The sequence below is a fragment of the Pseudomonas proteolytica genome (genome assembly GCF_007858275.1).
Classification (GTDB): Bacteria; Pseudomonadota; Gammaproteobacteria; order Pseudomonadales; family Pseudomonadaceae; genus Aquipseudomonas; species Aquipseudomonas proteolytica.
Genome location: NZ_VFEV01000036.1, coordinates 1 through 15157 on the forward strand (window position 1 = coordinate 1; position 15157 = coordinate 15157).

General features: G+C 55.7%; 11 protein-coding genes and 4 tRNA genes. All 15 read left to right on the forward strand.

The features are described from left to right. The first annotated feature begins 231 nt into the window (after positions 1–231). The 15 genes from birA to rpoC all read left to right on the forward strand — a co-directional run bounded on the left by birA (position 232) and on the right by rpoC (position 14947). The gene (gene birA / locus FIV38_RS22395) at positions 232–1191 is read left to right on the forward strand and encodes a bifunctional biotin--[acetyl-CoA-carboxylase] ligase/biotin operon repressor BirA (RefSeq protein ID WP_092230795.1); all 960 of its coding nucleotides are present in this window, start codon (positions 232–234) and stop codon (positions 1189–1191) included. Beyond that, positions 1181–1930, forward strand: a complete 750-nt coding sequence (locus FIV38_RS22400) for a pantothenate kinase (protein ID WP_029299238.1) — start codon at positions 1181–1183, stop codon at positions 1928–1930. The genes birA and FIV38_RS22400 overlap by 11 nt, the downstream gene beginning before the upstream one ends. 7 nt (positions 1931–1937) lie before the next feature. After that, on the forward strand, positions 1938–2384 hold the full coding sequence (locus FIV38_RS22405; protein ID WP_029299240.1) for a hypothetical protein: 447 nt from the start codon (positions 1938–1940) through the stop codon (positions 2382–2384). A 142-nt stretch (positions 2385–2526) separates the two neighbouring features. Next, positions 2527–2611, forward strand: a tRNA-Tyr gene (locus tag FIV38_RS22410). A 24-nt stretch (positions 2612–2635) separates the two neighbouring features. Then, positions 2636–2709, forward strand: a tRNA-Gly gene (locus FIV38_RS22415). A gap of 26 nt (positions 2710–2735) precedes the next feature. Continuing rightward, positions 2736–2811 (forward strand) — tRNA-Thr (locus tag FIV38_RS22420). Between the two features lie 158 nt (positions 2812–2969). Beyond that, positions 2970–3045: transfer RNA gene (locus FIV38_RS22425), tRNA-Trp, on the forward strand. A 45-nt stretch (positions 3046–3090) separates the two neighbouring features. Next, positions 3091–3459 carry a preprotein translocase subunit SecE gene (gene secE, locus FIV38_RS22430; RefSeq protein WP_029299242.1) on the forward strand — a complete coding sequence of 123 codons (369 nt, stop codon included), beginning with the start codon at positions 3091–3093 and terminating at the stop codon, positions 3457–3459. Between the two features lie 9 nt (positions 3460–3468). Next, a complete protein-coding gene (nusG, locus tag FIV38_RS22435; protein WP_003176436.1) occupies positions 3469–4002 on the forward strand; it encodes a transcription termination/antitermination protein NusG in 534 nt (177 codons plus the stop codon). Positions 4003–4119: 117 nt separating this feature from the next. Next, the gene (rplK, locus tag FIV38_RS22440; RefSeq protein WP_003210097.1) at positions 4120–4551 is read left to right on the forward strand and encodes a 50S ribosomal protein L11; all 432 of its coding nucleotides are present in this window, start codon (positions 4120–4122) and stop codon (positions 4549–4551) included. Beyond that, complete coding sequence (gene rplA, locus FIV38_RS22445) at positions 4551–5246, forward strand: 50S ribosomal protein L1 (RefSeq protein ID WP_003176434.1); 696 nt, start codon at positions 4551–4553, stop codon at positions 5244–5246. Before rplK ends, rplA begins: the two co-directional genes overlap by 1 nt. Positions 5247–5445: 199 nt before the next feature. Next, positions 5446–5946, forward strand: a complete 501-nt coding sequence (gene rplJ, locus FIV38_RS22450) for a 50S ribosomal protein L10 (RefSeq protein ID WP_003176433.1) — start codon at positions 5446–5448, stop codon at positions 5944–5946. Positions 5947–6024: 78 nt separating this feature from the next. After that, positions 6025–6390 carry a 50S ribosomal protein L7/L12 gene (gene rplL, locus FIV38_RS22455; protein WP_092230792.1) on the forward strand — a complete coding sequence of 122 codons (366 nt, stop codon included), beginning with the start codon at positions 6025–6027 and terminating at the stop codon, positions 6388–6390. Positions 6391–6609: 219 nt separating this feature from the next. Next, positions 6610–10683 (forward strand): DNA-directed RNA polymerase subunit beta, encoded by a 4074-nt coding sequence (rpoB, locus tag FIV38_RS22460; RefSeq protein ID WP_029299252.1) that lies wholly within the window; start codon positions 6610–6612, stop codon positions 10681–10683. 64 nt (positions 10684–10747) lie between these two features. Continuing rightward, on the forward strand, positions 10748–14947 hold the full coding sequence (gene rpoC, locus FIV38_RS22465) for a DNA-directed RNA polymerase subunit beta' (protein WP_029299253.1): 4200 nt from the start codon (positions 10748–10750) through the stop codon (positions 14945–14947). Positions 14948–15157: the final 210 nt, after the last annotated feature.

Sequence of the window (15157 nt, forward strand, 5' to 3'; positions counted from 1 at the left end):
TAGTGAAACGATGCATCGCCGATGGTAGTGTGGGGTTTCCCCATGTGAGAGTAGGTCATCGTCAAGATTAAATTCCGAAACCCCAATTGCGAAAGCAGTTGGGGTTTTGTTTTGGGCGGTCGAAAAGTGCGACAGGGCTGGTGGGTTGTCCAATTGAAGTCCTTGCTTGCTTTCTATGCAATGGCTCTACGCATAGCTATCATGCGTGCCTCATTGTGAGGCGAGACTTGCATGCTGACGTTGTTAACACTTCTGAAAGATGGCCGATTCCACTCGGGTGAAGCGCTAGGCGCAGCCCTGGGTGTCAGTCGCAGTGCTGTGTGGAAGCAGCTCCAGCATCTGGAGGTTGAGCTGGATCTGACAATTCATAAGGTCAGGGGGAGGGGCTATCAATTGGCATCCCCTCTGGTTCTGTTGAATGCTGACGAGATCACCTTGAGCTCGTCGATCTGCGCTGGTTCGATTTTCATATCGGATACCATCGACTCCACTAATGCAGAGGCGTTGCGTCTAATCGATGCGGGGCAGGCGTCGCCATTCCTGGTTCTATCGGAGCGGCAGACTGCGGGCAGGGGGCGTCGAGGGCGCAAGTGGGTCAGTCCATTTGCGCAGAACCTTTACTACAGCCTTGTGCTTCGTATCGATGGGGGGATGCGCCAGCTTGAGGGGCTGAGCCTTGTCGTGGGCTTGGCGGTCATGCAAGCCTTGCGCGACGTTGGTGTCCATGGCTCAGGTTTGAAATGGCCGAATGACGTTCTTGTTGGATCGAAGAAGGTTGCAGGCATCCTTCTTGAGCTGGTCGGTGATCCTGCTGATGTCTGTCATGTAGTGCTCGGTATTGGTATTAACGCCAACATGCAGAGCGCTGAGGAGGTTGATCAGCAGTGGACATCGATACAGCTCGAAACAGGTCGTTCGGTGGATCGAAATCATCTGGTCGCTCATCTGAGTCAGGCATTGCAGGCTTATTTGGAGCGCCATAGGGACTCTGGTTTCTCGGTAATCCGGGATGAGTGGGAGCAGAATCATCTCTGGCAGGGTAAGGCTGTGTCGTTGATCGCAGGTGTTAACCAGGTAGACGGCATCGTGCTGGGCATTGATGATCAAGGTGCCCTGCGTCTCGACGTAAATGGTGTTGAGAAAACATACAGTGGTGGTGAGTTAAGCCTGAGGTTGCGTGATGATTCTTGAGCTCGACTGTGGGAATAGCTTCATCAAGTGGCGAGTCCTCGAGGCAAGCCAGGCAGCCGTTTTTGCTGAGGGCGTTGTTGATTCCGATGTGGCGCTGCTGGGTGCTCTTCATTCGCTGATCGGTCTTTCGCTGCAACACTGCAGGTTAGTCAGCGTGCGCGCCCTGGAAGAGACGGATCGCCTGGTCGGCGTTTTGGTTGCGGCCTTTGGTGTCTCTATCAGTTGTGCTGCGCCATCGCGTGAGATGGCGGGTGTGCGCAATGGTTATGACGAGTATGCCCGCCTGGGGCTTGACCGCTGGCTGGCGATGCTTGGGGGCTTCCAGTTGGCCTCTGGAGCATGCCTGGTACTAGATTTTGGTACAGCCGCCACGGCCGATTTTATTACGGCAGATGGGGAGCATCTTGGAGGATTTATCTGTCCTGGCATGCCGCTGATGCGTAATCAGCTGCGAACCCATACCCGTAAAATACGGTATGACGACGTTGCAGCTGAGCGTGCGCTGGAAAGCCTGGTGCCTGGGCGTACGACTGCGCAAGCCGTTGAGCGGGGTTGTACGCTTATGCTCCGCGGTTTTGCTCACTCACAGCTGGAGTTGGCCCGCAGTTACTGGGGGGAGGATTTCTCGGTTTTCCTTACGGGTGGGGATGCTGAGCTGGTAGCCGACGCCTTGCCGGGTGCTCGCTTCGTTCCGGACCTGGTATTTGTTGGCTTGGCGATGGCGTGCCCTTTGTCTTGAGGTTTTTATGCGTTGGTTGTTTCTGTTGTTGCTGGTTCTCAATGTCTTTTATTACGTCTGGCACCAGCAAGAGGCTCCGTTGCGTGCGAAGGATGTAACGCCCCTGGCGCTATACAAGGGCTCTCAGCAGGATATTCAGTTGCTGAGTGAGTCAGCTGAAGCAATGACGCGCCGTGATCGGTCTCGGGCTCCAGAGGTGCCCGCTGGTTGCTTGTATATCGGCGGTTTTGCCAGTCAGGAGCAGGCGCAGTTCCTTGAGCAGCGCCTGATCAGCCTGGATATCAAGGTGAGGATCCAGCAAATGCTTGCCGCAGGTGTGCCTGCTTTTTGGTTGCGCGTGGCGCCTGAAAGTCGCCGCCTGGCTGACGATCTGCCGTTTGAAAGCCTTGCTAATGAATTCAATGAGTTAAAACATAAAATAATGCCGTGCGAAGGCATTGCAACTGTCGAATAGTTTGCATAGAATGGCGCCCGCTCCACAGTGATGACCCTTTAGGGAAGTTGGTGTGAGGCGATCGTCACGCAGCTAACCTCATATTTTTAATGAGAAAATGCTTGACAGAAGGTCGGCGTAATGTAAAATGCCGGCTCGCTTAGGAGGGGTTCCCGAGCGGCCAAAGGGATCAGACTGTAAATCTGACGTCTACGACTTCGAAGGTTCGAATCCTTCCCCCTCCACCATTTTTAGCGTGAGCTGCAAGCTCCGCGGGTATAGTTTAGTGGTAGAACCTCAGCCTTCCAAGCTGATGATGCGGGTTCGATTCCCGCTACCCGCTCCAAGTTTGCAGGTTGTGCAAGATGTTTCGCTCTTGTAGCTCAGTTGGTAGAGCACACCCTTGGTAAGGGTGAGGTCAGCGGTTCAAATCCGCTCAAGAGCTCCATATAACAAGGCAGATATGAAAATATCTGCCTTTGTTTTAACAGCTGTCTCGGCTTGATTCTGTTTTACCTGGTTTTGCTGGGTTGTTTCAAGTCTCTTGGGGTTGGTTGTTGTAAAGTCTTTTTCAGGCCTGCATAATGGTCGGCCTGATTTTGTTTTAGGTCAGTAGCTCAATTGGCAGAGCGACGGTCTCCAAAACCGTAGGTTGGGGGTTCGATTCCCTCCTGACCTGCCAGATTCACGTGGTGTATCTGGCTTTCTTTTCACAGGATCTTCATAGATGACTCCTAAGGCTGAAGCTCAAAGCTCTCGTTTCGATCTGGTTAAGTGGCTCGCTGTCGTCGCTTTGGTGGTCGTAGGCGTTGTTGGCAATCAGTACTATTCTGCTTCGCCGATCCTGTATCGCGTACTCGTATTGCTCGCTCTTGCTGCTGTGGCTGTCTTCATTGGTCTGCAGACTGTAAAGGGTAAGTCTTTCGCTGTACTGGTAAAGGAAGCTCGCACCGAAATACGTAAAGTCGTTTGGCCGACTCGCCAAGAAACCACGCAGACCACGCTGATTGTTGTGGCTGTTGTTTTGGTTATGGCGTTGCTGTTGTGGGGGCTAGATTCCCTGCTCGGCTGGCTTGTTTCCTTGATTGTTGGCTAAGGGTGTCCCGTGGCTAAGCGTTGGTACGTTGTGCATGCTTACTCGGGTTACGAGAAGCATGTCATGCGCTCTTTGCTAGAGCGCGTAAAGCTGGCAGGCATGGAAGATGGCTTCGGCGAAATTCTGGTTCCCACTGAAGAAGTGGTTGAAATGCGGAATGGCCAGAAGCGCAAAAGCGAACGCAAGTTCTTCCCTGGCTATGTGCTGGTACAGATGGACATGAACGAGGGTACTTGGCACTTGGTCAAGGACACTCCTCGCGTGATGGGCTTCATCGGCGGTACCGCTGACAAGCCTGCGCCGATCACCGACAAAGAGGCAGAAGCGATTCTGCGTCGTGTTGCTGACGGTAGCGACAAGCCGAAGCCGAAGACGTTGTTCGAGCCGGGCGAAGTTGTTCGTGTCACAGATGGTCCGTTTGCTGATTTCAACGGTACTGTCGAAGAAGTTAACTACGAAAAGAGCCGGATCCAAGTGGCGGTGCTCATTTTCGGTCGCTCTACTCCGGTAGAGTTGGAGTTCAGCCAGGTCGAGAAGGTCTAGCTGACAAAGCATCCCAACCCCGCAGCCTTAGGCTGTGGGGTTTTGTCGTCACTGGGATAAACGCGCAAGTAACCGGGGAGCCTTTCGAGGCGCTTGAACCCGTAATTGGAGTGCCTCATGGCCAAGAAGATTACCGCTTACATCAAGCTGCAAGTGAAGGCCGCTCAGGCCAACCCTAGCCCACCCGTCGGTCCAGCTCTGGGTCAGCACGGCGTGAACATCATGGAATTCTGCAAGGCCTTCAACGCCCGTACTCAGGGTATTGAGCCAGGTTTGCCGACTCCAGTGATCATCACTGTATATAGCGACCGTAGCTTCACTTTCGAAACCAAGTCGACCCCGGCTTCGGTTTTGTTGAAGAAAGCTGCTGGTCTGACTAGCGGTTCCGCTCGTCCGAACACCGTTAAGGTTGGCACTGTAACTCGTGCTCAGCTGGAAGAAATCGCGAAAACCAAAAACGCGGATCTGACTGCAGCTGATATGGATGCAGCCGTGCGTACCATCGCCGGTTCTGCTCGTAGCATGGGCCTTAACGTGGAGGGTGTGTAATGGCTAAGCTGACCAAGCGCCAAAAGGCTATCGCCGGCAAAATCGAAGCGGGCAAGTCCTACAACTTTGTAGACGCTGCCGCCCTGCTGACCGAGCTGTCGACTGTCAAGTTCAGCGAGTCCGTTGACGTTGCTGTAAACCTGGGTGTTGACCCACGTAAATCCGACCAGGTCGTTCGTAGCGCTACTGTGCTGCCACACGGTACTGGCAAGACTGTACGTGTTGCTGTCTTCACCCAAGGCCCGGCAGCTGAAGCTGCTCTGGCCGCTGGCGCCGATCGCGTTGGCATGGACGACCTGGCTGCCGAAATGAAAGGCGGCGACCTGAACTATGACGTAGTAATTGCCTCCCCGGATGCAATGCGCGTTGTAGGTCAGTTGGGTCAGATCCTGGGCCCACGTGGCCTGATGCCTAACCCGAAAGTCGGTACCGTAACGCCAGACGTAGCCACCGCGGTTAAAAACGCCAAGGCTGGTCAGGTTCGTTATCGCACCGACAAAAACGGCATCATTCACACCTCCGTTGGCAAGGTTGGCTTCGACGCCGTCAAGCTGAAGGAAAACGTTGAAGCCCTGATCGCTGATCTGAAGCGTATCAAGCCAGCTTCCTCGAAAGGCATCTACGTCAAGCGCGTTACCCTGAGCACCACTATGGGCCCAGGTCTGGTCATCGACCAAGGTTCGCTGGACGTATAAGACACAAATTGGCGCGAGTGATCGTGCCAGTTGAAAAATTGGGGTCCCTGCCTGGCGGGGGCTATCCAAGACCGTAGGCGACGCAAGTCTTAAACCATCAAGCCTACGCAGATGGTGCTCCCGGTTCCTTACCGAATCAGACACCAAAACGACATCCGGCCTAGGCCAGATGAAACGGTAACAAGCAGGAGTTAAACCCGTGGCAATTAATCTCGAAGACAAGAAGGCCATCGTCGCTGAAGTCAACGAGGCTGCCAAAGCTGCTCTGTCCGCTGTCGTGGCTGATGCCCGTGGTGTGACAGTAGGCGCTATGACCGGACTCCGTAAAGAGGCTCGTGAAGCTGGCGTATACGTACGTGTTGTACGTAACACCCTGCTCAAGCGCGCTGTTGCTGACACTGAATACAGTGTCCTCAACGACGTGTTCACCGGCCCGACTCTGATCGCGTTCTCCAAGGACCATCCAGGCGCTGCTGCCCGTTTGTTCAAGGAATTCGCCAAGAGTCAGGATAAGTTCGAGATCAAGGCAGCTGCGTTCGAGGGCAAGTTCCTCGCAGCTAACCAAATCGACGTACTGGCAACACTGCCGACCCGTAACGAAGCTATTTCGCAGCTGATGAGCGTGATTCAAGGCGCTACCAGCAAGCTGGCTCGTACTCTGGCTGCAGTTCGCGAGCAAAAAGAAGCTGCCGCAGCCTAAGGCTGAGCACTTTCTCTCGCGTATTTTTGTTTATTTCGATGGCCGCGTAGGCCGTCCCCCAATTCAGGAAATACAGCAATGTCTATCTCCCAAGACGATATCCTCAACGCCGTAGCTGAAATGTCGGTTCTGCAGGTTGTTGAGCTGATCAAAGCTTTCGAAGAAAAATTCGGCGTTTCTGCTGCCGCTGCTTCCGCCGGTCCAGCTGCTGCTGCTGCCGTTGTTGAAGAGCAAACCGAATTCAACGTCATGCTGCTGGAAGCTGGCGAGAAGAAAGTAAACGTGATCAAGGCAGTACGTGAACTGACCGGTCTGGGCCTGAAAGAAGCCAAGGCTGTAGTTGACGGCGCTCCTGCCCAGGTTCTGGAAGCTGTGTCGAAAGACGCTGCTGACAAAGCCAAAGCTACTCTGGAAGAAGCAGGCGCTAAAGTCGAGCTGAAGTAAGCATCGACCTTGCGTTTCCAGCCCAAGCGTTAAGCTGAAGGCTGATGGCTGGTGGCTCTTGCCACCGGCCTTTTTCCGTTCTTGGCTGTCGACTCGGTCGCCGCCACTAACGCGCTGTAGCCACCCGATGCGGTGGTGCAAACCATGGGGTTTGCAAGATTTTCTGGCTGCTCCCGTCGGGAGGGCCAAACAAGCAGGTGACCAAGCTGGGGAACGCTGATGGCTTACTCATATACTGAGAAAAAACGTATCCGCAAGGACTTTAGCAAGTTGCCGGACGTCATGGATGTCCCGTACCTTCTGGCTATCCAGCTGGATTCGTATCGTGAATTCTTGCAGGCGGGAGCGACCAAAGATCAGTTCCGCGACGTGGGCCTGCATGCGGCCTTCAAATCCGTTTTCCCGATCATCAGCTACTCCGGCAATGCTGCGCTGGAGTACGTCGGTTATCGCCTGGGCGAACCGGCATTTGATGTCAAAGAATGCGTGTTGCGCGGTGTTACGTACGCCGTACCTTTGCGGGTAAAAGTTCGTCTGATCATTTTCGACAAAGAATCGTCGAACAAAGCGATCAAGGACATCAAAGAGCAAGAAGTCTACATGGGCGAAATCCCGTTGATGACTGAGAACGGTACCTTCGTTATCAACGGTACCGAGCGTGTAATCGTTTCCCAGCTGCACCGTTCCCCGGGCGTGTTCTTCGATCACGACCGTGGCAAGACGCACAGCTCCGGTAAGCTCCTGTACTCCGCGCGGATCATTCCGTACCGTGGTTCGTGGTTGGACTTCGAGTTCGACCCGAAAGACTGCGTGTTCGTGCGTATCGACCGTCGTCGCAAGCTGCCGGCCTCGGTACTGCTGCGCGCGCTCGGCTATACCACCGAGCAGGTGCTGGACGCTTTCTACACCACCAACGTATTCAGCCTGAAGGATGAAACCCTCAGCCTGGAACTGATTGCTTCGCGTCTGCGTGGTGAAATTGCGGTCCTGGACATCCAGGATGAGAAGGGCAAGGTCATCGTTGAGGCTGGCCGTCGTATTACTGCGCGCCACATCAACCAGATCGAAAAAGCCGGTATCAAGTCGCTGGACGTGCCTCTGGACTACGTCCTGGGTCGCACCACTGCCAAGGTCATCGTTCACCCGGCTACAGGCGAGATCCTGGCCGAGTGCAACACCGAGCTGAACACCGAGATCCTGGCAAAAATCGCCAAGGCTCAGGTTGTTCGCATCGAGACCCTGTACACCAACGATATCGACTGCGGTCCGTTCGTCTCCGACACCCTGAAGATCGACTCCACCAGCAACCAATTGGAAGCGCTGGTCGAGATCTATCGCATGATGCGTCCTGGCGAGCCACCAACCAAAGACGCTGCCGAAACCCTGTTCAACAACCTGTTCTTCAGCCCAGAGCGCTATGACCTGTCTGCTGTAGGCCGGATGAAGTTCAACCGTCGTATCGGTCGTACCGAGATCGAAGGTTCGGGCGTGTTGTGCAAGGAAGACATCGTTGCGGTGCTGAAGACCCTGGTCGACATCCGTAACGGCAAAGGCATCGTCGATGACATCGACCACCTGGGTAACCGTCGTGTTCGCTGCGTAGGCGAAATGGCCGAGAACCAGTTCCGCGTTGGCCTGGTACGTGTTGAGCGTGCGGTCAAAGAGCGTCTGTCGATGGCTGAAAGCGAAGGCCTGATGCCGCAAGACCTGATCAACGCCAAGCCAGTGGCTGCGGCGGTGAAAGAGTTCTTCGGTTCCAGCCAGCTCTCGCAGTTCATGGACCAGAACAACCCGCTCTCCGAGATCACCCACAAGCGCCGTGTTTCTGCACTGGGCCCGGGCGGTCTGACCCGTGAGCGTGCTGGCTTTGAGGTTCGTGACGTTCACCCGACGCACTACGGTCGTGTATGCCCGATCGAAACGCCGGAAGGTCCGAACATCGGTCTGATCAACTCCCTGGCCGCTTATGCGCGCACCAACCAGTACGGCTTCCTCGAGAGCCCGTACCGTGTGGTGAAAGACGCTCTGGTCACCGACGAGATCGTGTTCCTGTCCGCCATCGAAGAAGCTGATCACGTGATCGCTCAGGCTTCGGCCACGATGAACGACAAGAAAGTCCTGATCGACGAGTTGGTAGCTGTTCGTCACTTGAACGAGTTCACCGTCAAGGCGCCGGAAGACGTCACCTTGATGGACGTATCGCCCAAGCAGGTAGTTTCGGTCGCAGCGTCGCTGATCCCGTTCCTGGAACACGATGACGCCAACCGTGCGTTGATGGGTTCCAACATGCAGCGTCAAGCTGTACCGACCCTGCGTGCCGACAAGCCGCTGGTAGGTACCGGCATGGAGCGTAACGTAGCCCGTGACTCCGGCGTTTGTGTCGTGGCTCGTCGTGGCGGCGTGATCGACTCCGTTGATGCCAGTCGTATCGTGGTTCGTGTTGCCGATGACGAAGTTGAAACTGGCGAAGCCGGTGTCGACATCTACAACCTGACCAAATACACCCGCTCGAACCAGAACACCTGCATCAACCAGCGTCCGCTGGTGAGCAAGGGTGATCGCGTTCAGCGTAGCGACATCATGGCCGACGGCCCGTCCACCGATATGGGTGAGCTGGCTCTGGGTCAGAACATGCGCATCGCGTTCATGGCGTGGAACGGCTTCAACTTCGAAGACTCCATCTGCCTGTCCGAGCGTGTGGTTCAGGAAGACCGCTTCACCACGATCCACATCCAGGAACTGACCTGTGTGGCGCGTGACACCAAGCTTGGGCCTGAGGAAATCACTGCAGACATCCCGAACGTGGGTGAGGCTGCACTGAACAAGCTGGACGAAGCCGGTATCGTTTACGTAGGTGCTGAAGTTGGCGCAGGCGACATCCTGGTTGGTAAGGTCACCCCGAAAGGCGAGACTCAACTGACTCCGGAAGAGAAGCTGTTGCGCGCCATTTTCGGTGAAAAAGCCAGCGACGTTAAAGACACTTCCCTGCGTGTACCTACCGGTACCAAGGGTACTGTCATCGACGTACAGGTCTTCACCCGTGACGGCGTTGAGCGTGATGCTCGTGCACTGTCCATCGAGAAGACCCAGCTCGACGAGATCCGCAAGGACCTGAACGAAGAGTTCCGTATCGTTGAAGGCGCGACCTTCGAACGTCTGCGTTCCGCACTGGTAGGCCACAAGGCCGAAGGCGGCGCAGGTCTGAAGAAAGGTCAGGACATCACCGACGAAATCCTCGACGGTCTTGAGCATGGGCAGTGGTTCAAACTGCGCATGGCTGAAGATGCTCTGAACGAGCAGCTCGAGAAGGCTCAGGCCTATATCGTTGATCGCCGCCGTCTGCTGGACGACAAGTTCGAAGACAAGAAGCGCAAACTGCAGCAGGGCGATGACCTGGCTCCAGGCGTGCTGAAAATCGTCAAGGTTTACCTGGCAATCCGTCGTCGCATCCAGCCGGGCGACAAGATGGCCGGTCGTCACGGTAACAAAGGTGTGGTCTCCGTGATCATGCCGGTTGAAGACATGCCGCACGATGCCAATGGCACCCCGGTCGACGTCGTCCTCAACCCGTTGGGCGTACCTTCGCGTATGAACGTTGGTCAGATCCTTGAAACCCACCTGGGCCTCGCGGCTAAAGGTTTGGGCGAGAAGATCAACCGTATGATCGAAGAGCAGCGCAAGGTCGCAGACCTGCGTAAGTTCCTGCACGAGATCTACAACGAGATCGGCGGCCGCAAAGAAGAGCTGGACACTTTCTCCGACCAGGAGATTCTGGATCTGGCGAAGAACCTGCGCGGCGGCGTTCCAATGGCTACCCCGGTGTTCGACGGTGCCAAGGAAAGCGAAATCAAGGCCATGCTGAAACTGGCAGACCTGCCAGAAAGCGGCCAGATGCAGCTGTTCGACGGCCGTACCGGCAACAAGTTCGAGCGCCCGGTTACTGTTGGCTACATGTACATGCTGAAGCTGAACCACTTGGTAGACGATAAGATGCACGCTCGTTCTACCGGTTCGTACAGCCTGGTTACCCAGCAGCCGCTGGGTGGTAAGGCTCAGTTCGGTGGTCAGCGTTTCGGGGAGATGGAGGTCTGGGCACTGGAAGCATACGGTGCTGCATACACTCTGCAAGAAATGCTCACAGTGAAGTCGGACGATGTGAACGGCCGTACCAAGATGTACAAAAACATCGTGGACGGCGATCACCGTATGGAGCCGGGCATGCCCGAGTCTTTCAACGTGTTGATCAAAGAAATTCGTTCCCTCGGCATCGATATCGATCTGGAAACCGAATAACACGTGACGCGAATCGAGAGCGGGGCTGTTTAGCCCGCTCTCTGCTCCGCCAGGAGGAAAGGCCTTGAAAGACCTACTGAATTTGCTGAAAAACCAGGGTCAAGTCGAAGAGTTCGACGCCATCCGTATTGGATTGGCATCGCCTGAGATGATCCGTTCGTGGTCGTTCGGTGAAGTTAAAAAGCCGGAAACCATCAACTACCGTACGTTCAAACCTGAGCGTGACGGCCTGTTCTGCGCCAAGATCTTTGGCCCGGTAAAGGATTACGAGTGCCTGTGCGGTAAGTACAAGCGCTTGAAGCACCGTGGTGTTATCTGCGAGAAGTGCGGCGTTGAAGTCGCGCTGGCCAAGGTTCGTCGTGAGCGCATGGCGCACATCGAGCTGGCTTCGCCGGTTGCCCACATCTGGTTCCTGAAATCGCTGCCGTCCCGTATCGGTTTGCTGATGGACATGACCCTGCGTGATATCGAACGCGTTCTCTACTTCGAGAGCTATGTCGTTATCGATCCAGGCATGACCACCCTTGAAAAGGGTCAGCTGCTGAACGACGAGCAGTACTTCGAAGCGCTGGAAGAGTTCGGCGACGATTTCGATGCCCGCATGGGTGCCGAGGCTGTCCGCGAACTGCTGCACGCTATCGACCTGGAGCACGAGATTGGTCGTCTGCGCGAAGAAATCCCGCAAACCAACTCCGAAACCAAGATCAAGAAACTGTCCAAGCGTCTGAAGTTGATGGAAGCCTTCCAGGGTTCCGGCAACCTGCCAGAGTGGATGGTGCTGACCGTTCTGCCGGTTCTGCCGCCAGACCTGCGTCCGCTGGTACCGTTGGACGGTGGTCGTTTCGCGACGTCCGACCTCAACGACCTGTACCGCCGCGTGATCAACCGTAACAACCGCTTGAAGCGCCTGCTTGATCTGTCCGCTCCGGACATCATCGTGCGCAACGAAAAGCGTATGTTGCAAGAAGCGGTCGATGCCTTGCTCGACAACGGTCGTCGTGGCCGCGCTATCACAGGTTCCAACAAGCGTCCTCTGAAATCCCTGGCTGACATGATCAAGGGTAAGCAAGGTCGTTTCCGTCAGAACTTGCTCGGTAAGCGTGTTGACTACTCCGGTCGTTCGGTAATTACCGTAGGCCCGACCCTGCGTCTGCACCAGTGCGGTCTGCCTAAGAAGATGGCGCTGGAGCTGTTCAAGCCGTTCATCTTCGGCAAGCTGGAAATGCGCGGTCTTGCGACCACCATCAAAGCGGCCAAGAAAATGGTCGAGCGCGAACTGCCAGAGGTTTGGGACGTTCTTGCTGAAGTGATTCGCGAACACCCGGTTCTCCTCAACCGTGCACCGACCCTTCACCGTCTGGGTATCCAGGCGTTTGAACCGGTACTGATCGAAGGTAAGGCTATCCAGCTGCACCCTCTGGTCTGTGCTGCGTACAACGCCGACTTCGACGGCGACCAAATGGCCGTGCACGTACCGCTGACACTGGAAGCCCAGTTGGAAGCGCGTGCGTTGATGATGTCGACCAACAACATCCTGTCGCCAGCCAACGGTGAGCCAATCATCGTTCCGTCGCAGGACGTTGTATTGGGTCTGTACTACATGACCCGTGAAGCGATCAACGCCAAGGGCGAAGGTCGTGTATTCGCTGACCTGCAAGAAGTTGACCGTGTGTTCCGTGCCGGCGAAGCCGCACTGCACGCCAAGGTCAAGGTGCGGATCCACGAAACCGTCAACGACCGTGACGGCGGCAGCGTGAGCAACACCCGTATCGTCGACACCACTGTCGGCCGTGCGCTGTTGTACCAGGTTGTGCCAAAAGGTCTGTCTTACGACGTCGTCAACCTGCCGATGAAGAAAAAGGCGATCTCCAAGCTGATCAACCAGTGCTACCGCGTGGTTGGTCTGAAAGAGACCGTGATCTTCGCTGACCAGTTGATGTATACCGGTTTCGCTTACTCGACCATTTCCGGCGTTTCCATCGGCGTTAACGACTTCGTTATCCCGGATGAAAAAGCCCGCATCATCAGTGCCGCCACTGACGAAGTGAAAGAGATCGAGAGCCAGTACGCCTCCGGCCTGGTAACCCAGGGCGAGAAGTACAACAAAGTGATCGACCTTTGGTCCAAGGCCAACGACGAAGTGTCCAAGGCGATGATGGCCAACCTCTCGAAAGAGAAGGTCATCGACCGCCATGGCGTCGAAGTCGATCAAGAGTCTTTCAACTCGATGTACATGATGGCCGACTCGGGCGCACGGGGTTCTGCTGCGCAGATCCGTCAGCTCGCCGGTATGCGTGGCCTGATGGCCAAGCCGGATGGTTCCATCATCGAAACGCCGATTACTGCGAACTTCCGTGAAGGTTTGAGCGTACTTCAGTACTTCATCTCCACGCACGGTGCTCGTAAAGGTCTGGCGGATACCGCGTTGAAAACCGCTAACTCCGGTTACCTGACTCGTCGTCTGGTAGACGTTGCACAAGATCTGGTTGTAACCGAGATCGATTGCGGCACCGAGCACGGCCTGCTGATGACTCCGCACATTGAAGGCGGTGACGTTGTAGAGCCGCTGGGTGAGCGCGTATTGGGCCGTGTTATTGCCCGTGACGTATTCAAGCCAGGTACCGAGGAAGTTATCGTTCCTGCCGGCACCCTGGTAGATGAGAAGTGGGTCGAGTTCATCGAACTCAACAGCATCGACGAAGTGATTGTTCGCTCGCCGATCAGCTGCGAAACCCGCTACGGCATCTGCGCCAAGTGCTATGGCCGTGACTTGGCTCGTGGTCACCAGGTGAACATCGGTGAAGCGGTCGGCGTTATCGCTGCCCAGTCCATCGGTGAGCCGGGTACCCAGCTGACCATGCGTACGTTCCACATCGGTGGTGCGGCTAGCCGGACCTCCGCAGCTGACAGCGTTCAGGTGAAGAATGGCGGTACCGTCCGCCTGCATAACCTCAAGCACGTTGAGCGAGTGGATGGCCACCTTGTTGCTGTGTCCCGTTCCGGTGAGCTGGCAATCGCTGATGACTTCGGTCGTGAGCGTGAGCGTTACAAGCTGCCGTACGGTGCTGTGATTTCGGTTAAAGAAGGTGACAAGGTCGACGCTGGCGCAATCGTGGCCAAGTGGGATCCGCACACTCACCCAATCGTTACCGAAATGAAAGGTACCGTGACCTACGTGGGCATGGAAGAAGGCATCACGATCAAGCGTCAGACTGACGAATTGACCGGTATGACCAACATTGAAGTACTCGACGCCAAAGATCGTCCAGCTGCCGGTAAAGACATCCGTCCTGCCGTGAAGATGGTCGATGACAACGGCAAGGATCTGTTGCTGCCAGGCACTGACGTTATCGCTCAGTACTTCCTGCCAGCCAACGCCTTGGTCGGTGTAGCGGATGGTGCGAAGATCGCGATCGGTGATGTTATCGCTCGTATCCCGCAAGAAACTTCGAAAACCCGCGACATCACCGGTGGTCTGCCGCGTGTTGCCGACTTGTTCGAAGCTCGTCGTCCGAAAGAAGCGTCGATCCTGGCTGAAGTCAGCGGCACCATCGCGTTCGGTAAAGAGACCAAGGGCAAGCGCCGTCTGGTCATTACCCCGAACGACGGTAGCGATCCGTATGAAGAGCTGATTCCGAAGTGGCGTCACCTGAACGTCTTCGAAGGCGAACAGGTAAACCGCGGCGAAGTTATCTCCGACGGCCCGAGCGATCCACACGACATCCTGCGTCTGCTGGGTGTGAGTGCGCTGGCCAAGTACATCGTCAACGAGATCCAGGACGTTTACCGTCTGCAGGGCGTGAAGATCAACGATAAGCACATCGAGACCATCCTGCGTCAGATGCTGCGTAAAGTTGAAATCGCTGAATCCGGCGATTCGAGTTTCATCAAGGGCGACCAGATGGAACTGACTCACGTACTGGTAGAAAACGAGCGCCTGAGCACGGAGGACAAGTTTGTCTCCAAGTTCACTCGTGTTCTGCTGGGTATCACCAAGGCGTCGTTGTCCACCGAATCGTTCATCTCGGCGGCTTCCTTCCAGGAAACCACTCGCGTACTGACCGAAGCGGCGGTAACCGGCAAGCGCGACTACCTGCGCGGCCTGAAAGAAAACGTGGTTGTGGGTCGTCTGATCCCGGCCGGTACCGGCTTGGCCTACCACAGCGAGCGTAAGCGTCGCCGTGAACTCGACAAGCCGCTGCGCGTAAGCGCCAGTGAAGTGGAAGCTGCACTGACCGAAGCGCTGAACTCTAGCGGTAACTGAGTTCTGCGATAAATAAGACCGGGCCCTGGCAGCCCCGTTCGTCGGAACAAGACAGTTTTGTCGGGTTTCGGTGGAGGGGGAGGTCGGGGCCTTGCCTTGACTGGGGGCAAGATCCTCTTTAGACTCTTGTACCCCTAAATTTGGCGGGAATTCGTTCCTGCCATTTTGCTTTTCTTGCAAGACAATAGCGTCGCAAGACAACAGTGGAGC

What these genes read in the sequence shown, in the direction of transcription:
- birA (WP_092230795.1), top strand. Translation starts at nt 232, where the DNA reads ATGCTGACGTTGTTAACACTTCTGAAAGATGGCCGATTCCACTCGGGT.
- FIV38_RS22400 (WP_029299238.1), top strand. Translation starts at nt 1,181, where the DNA reads ATGATTCTTGAGCTCGACTGTGGGAATAGCTTCATCAAGTGGCGAGTC.
- FIV38_RS22405 (WP_029299240.1), top strand. Translation starts at nt 1,938, where the DNA reads ATGCGTTGGTTGTTTCTGTTGTTGCTGGTTCTCAATGTCTTTTATTAC.
- secE (WP_029299242.1), top strand. Translation starts at nt 3,091, where the DNA reads ATGACTCCTAAGGCTGAAGCTCAAAGCTCTCGTTTCGATCTGGTTAAG.
- rplK (WP_003210097.1), top strand. Translation starts at nt 4,120, where the DNA reads ATGGCCAAGAAGATTACCGCTTACATCAAGCTGCAAGTGAAGGCCGCT.
- rplA (WP_003176434.1), top strand. Translation starts at nt 4,551, where the DNA reads ATGGCTAAGCTGACCAAGCGCCAAAAGGCTATCGCCGGCAAAATCGAA.
- rplL (WP_092230792.1), top strand. Translation starts at nt 6,025, where the DNA reads ATGTCTATCTCCCAAGACGATATCCTCAACGCCGTAGCTGAAATGTCG.
- rpoB (WP_029299252.1), top strand. Translation starts at nt 6,610, where the DNA reads ATGGCTTACTCATATACTGAGAAAAAACGTATCCGCAAGGACTTTAGC.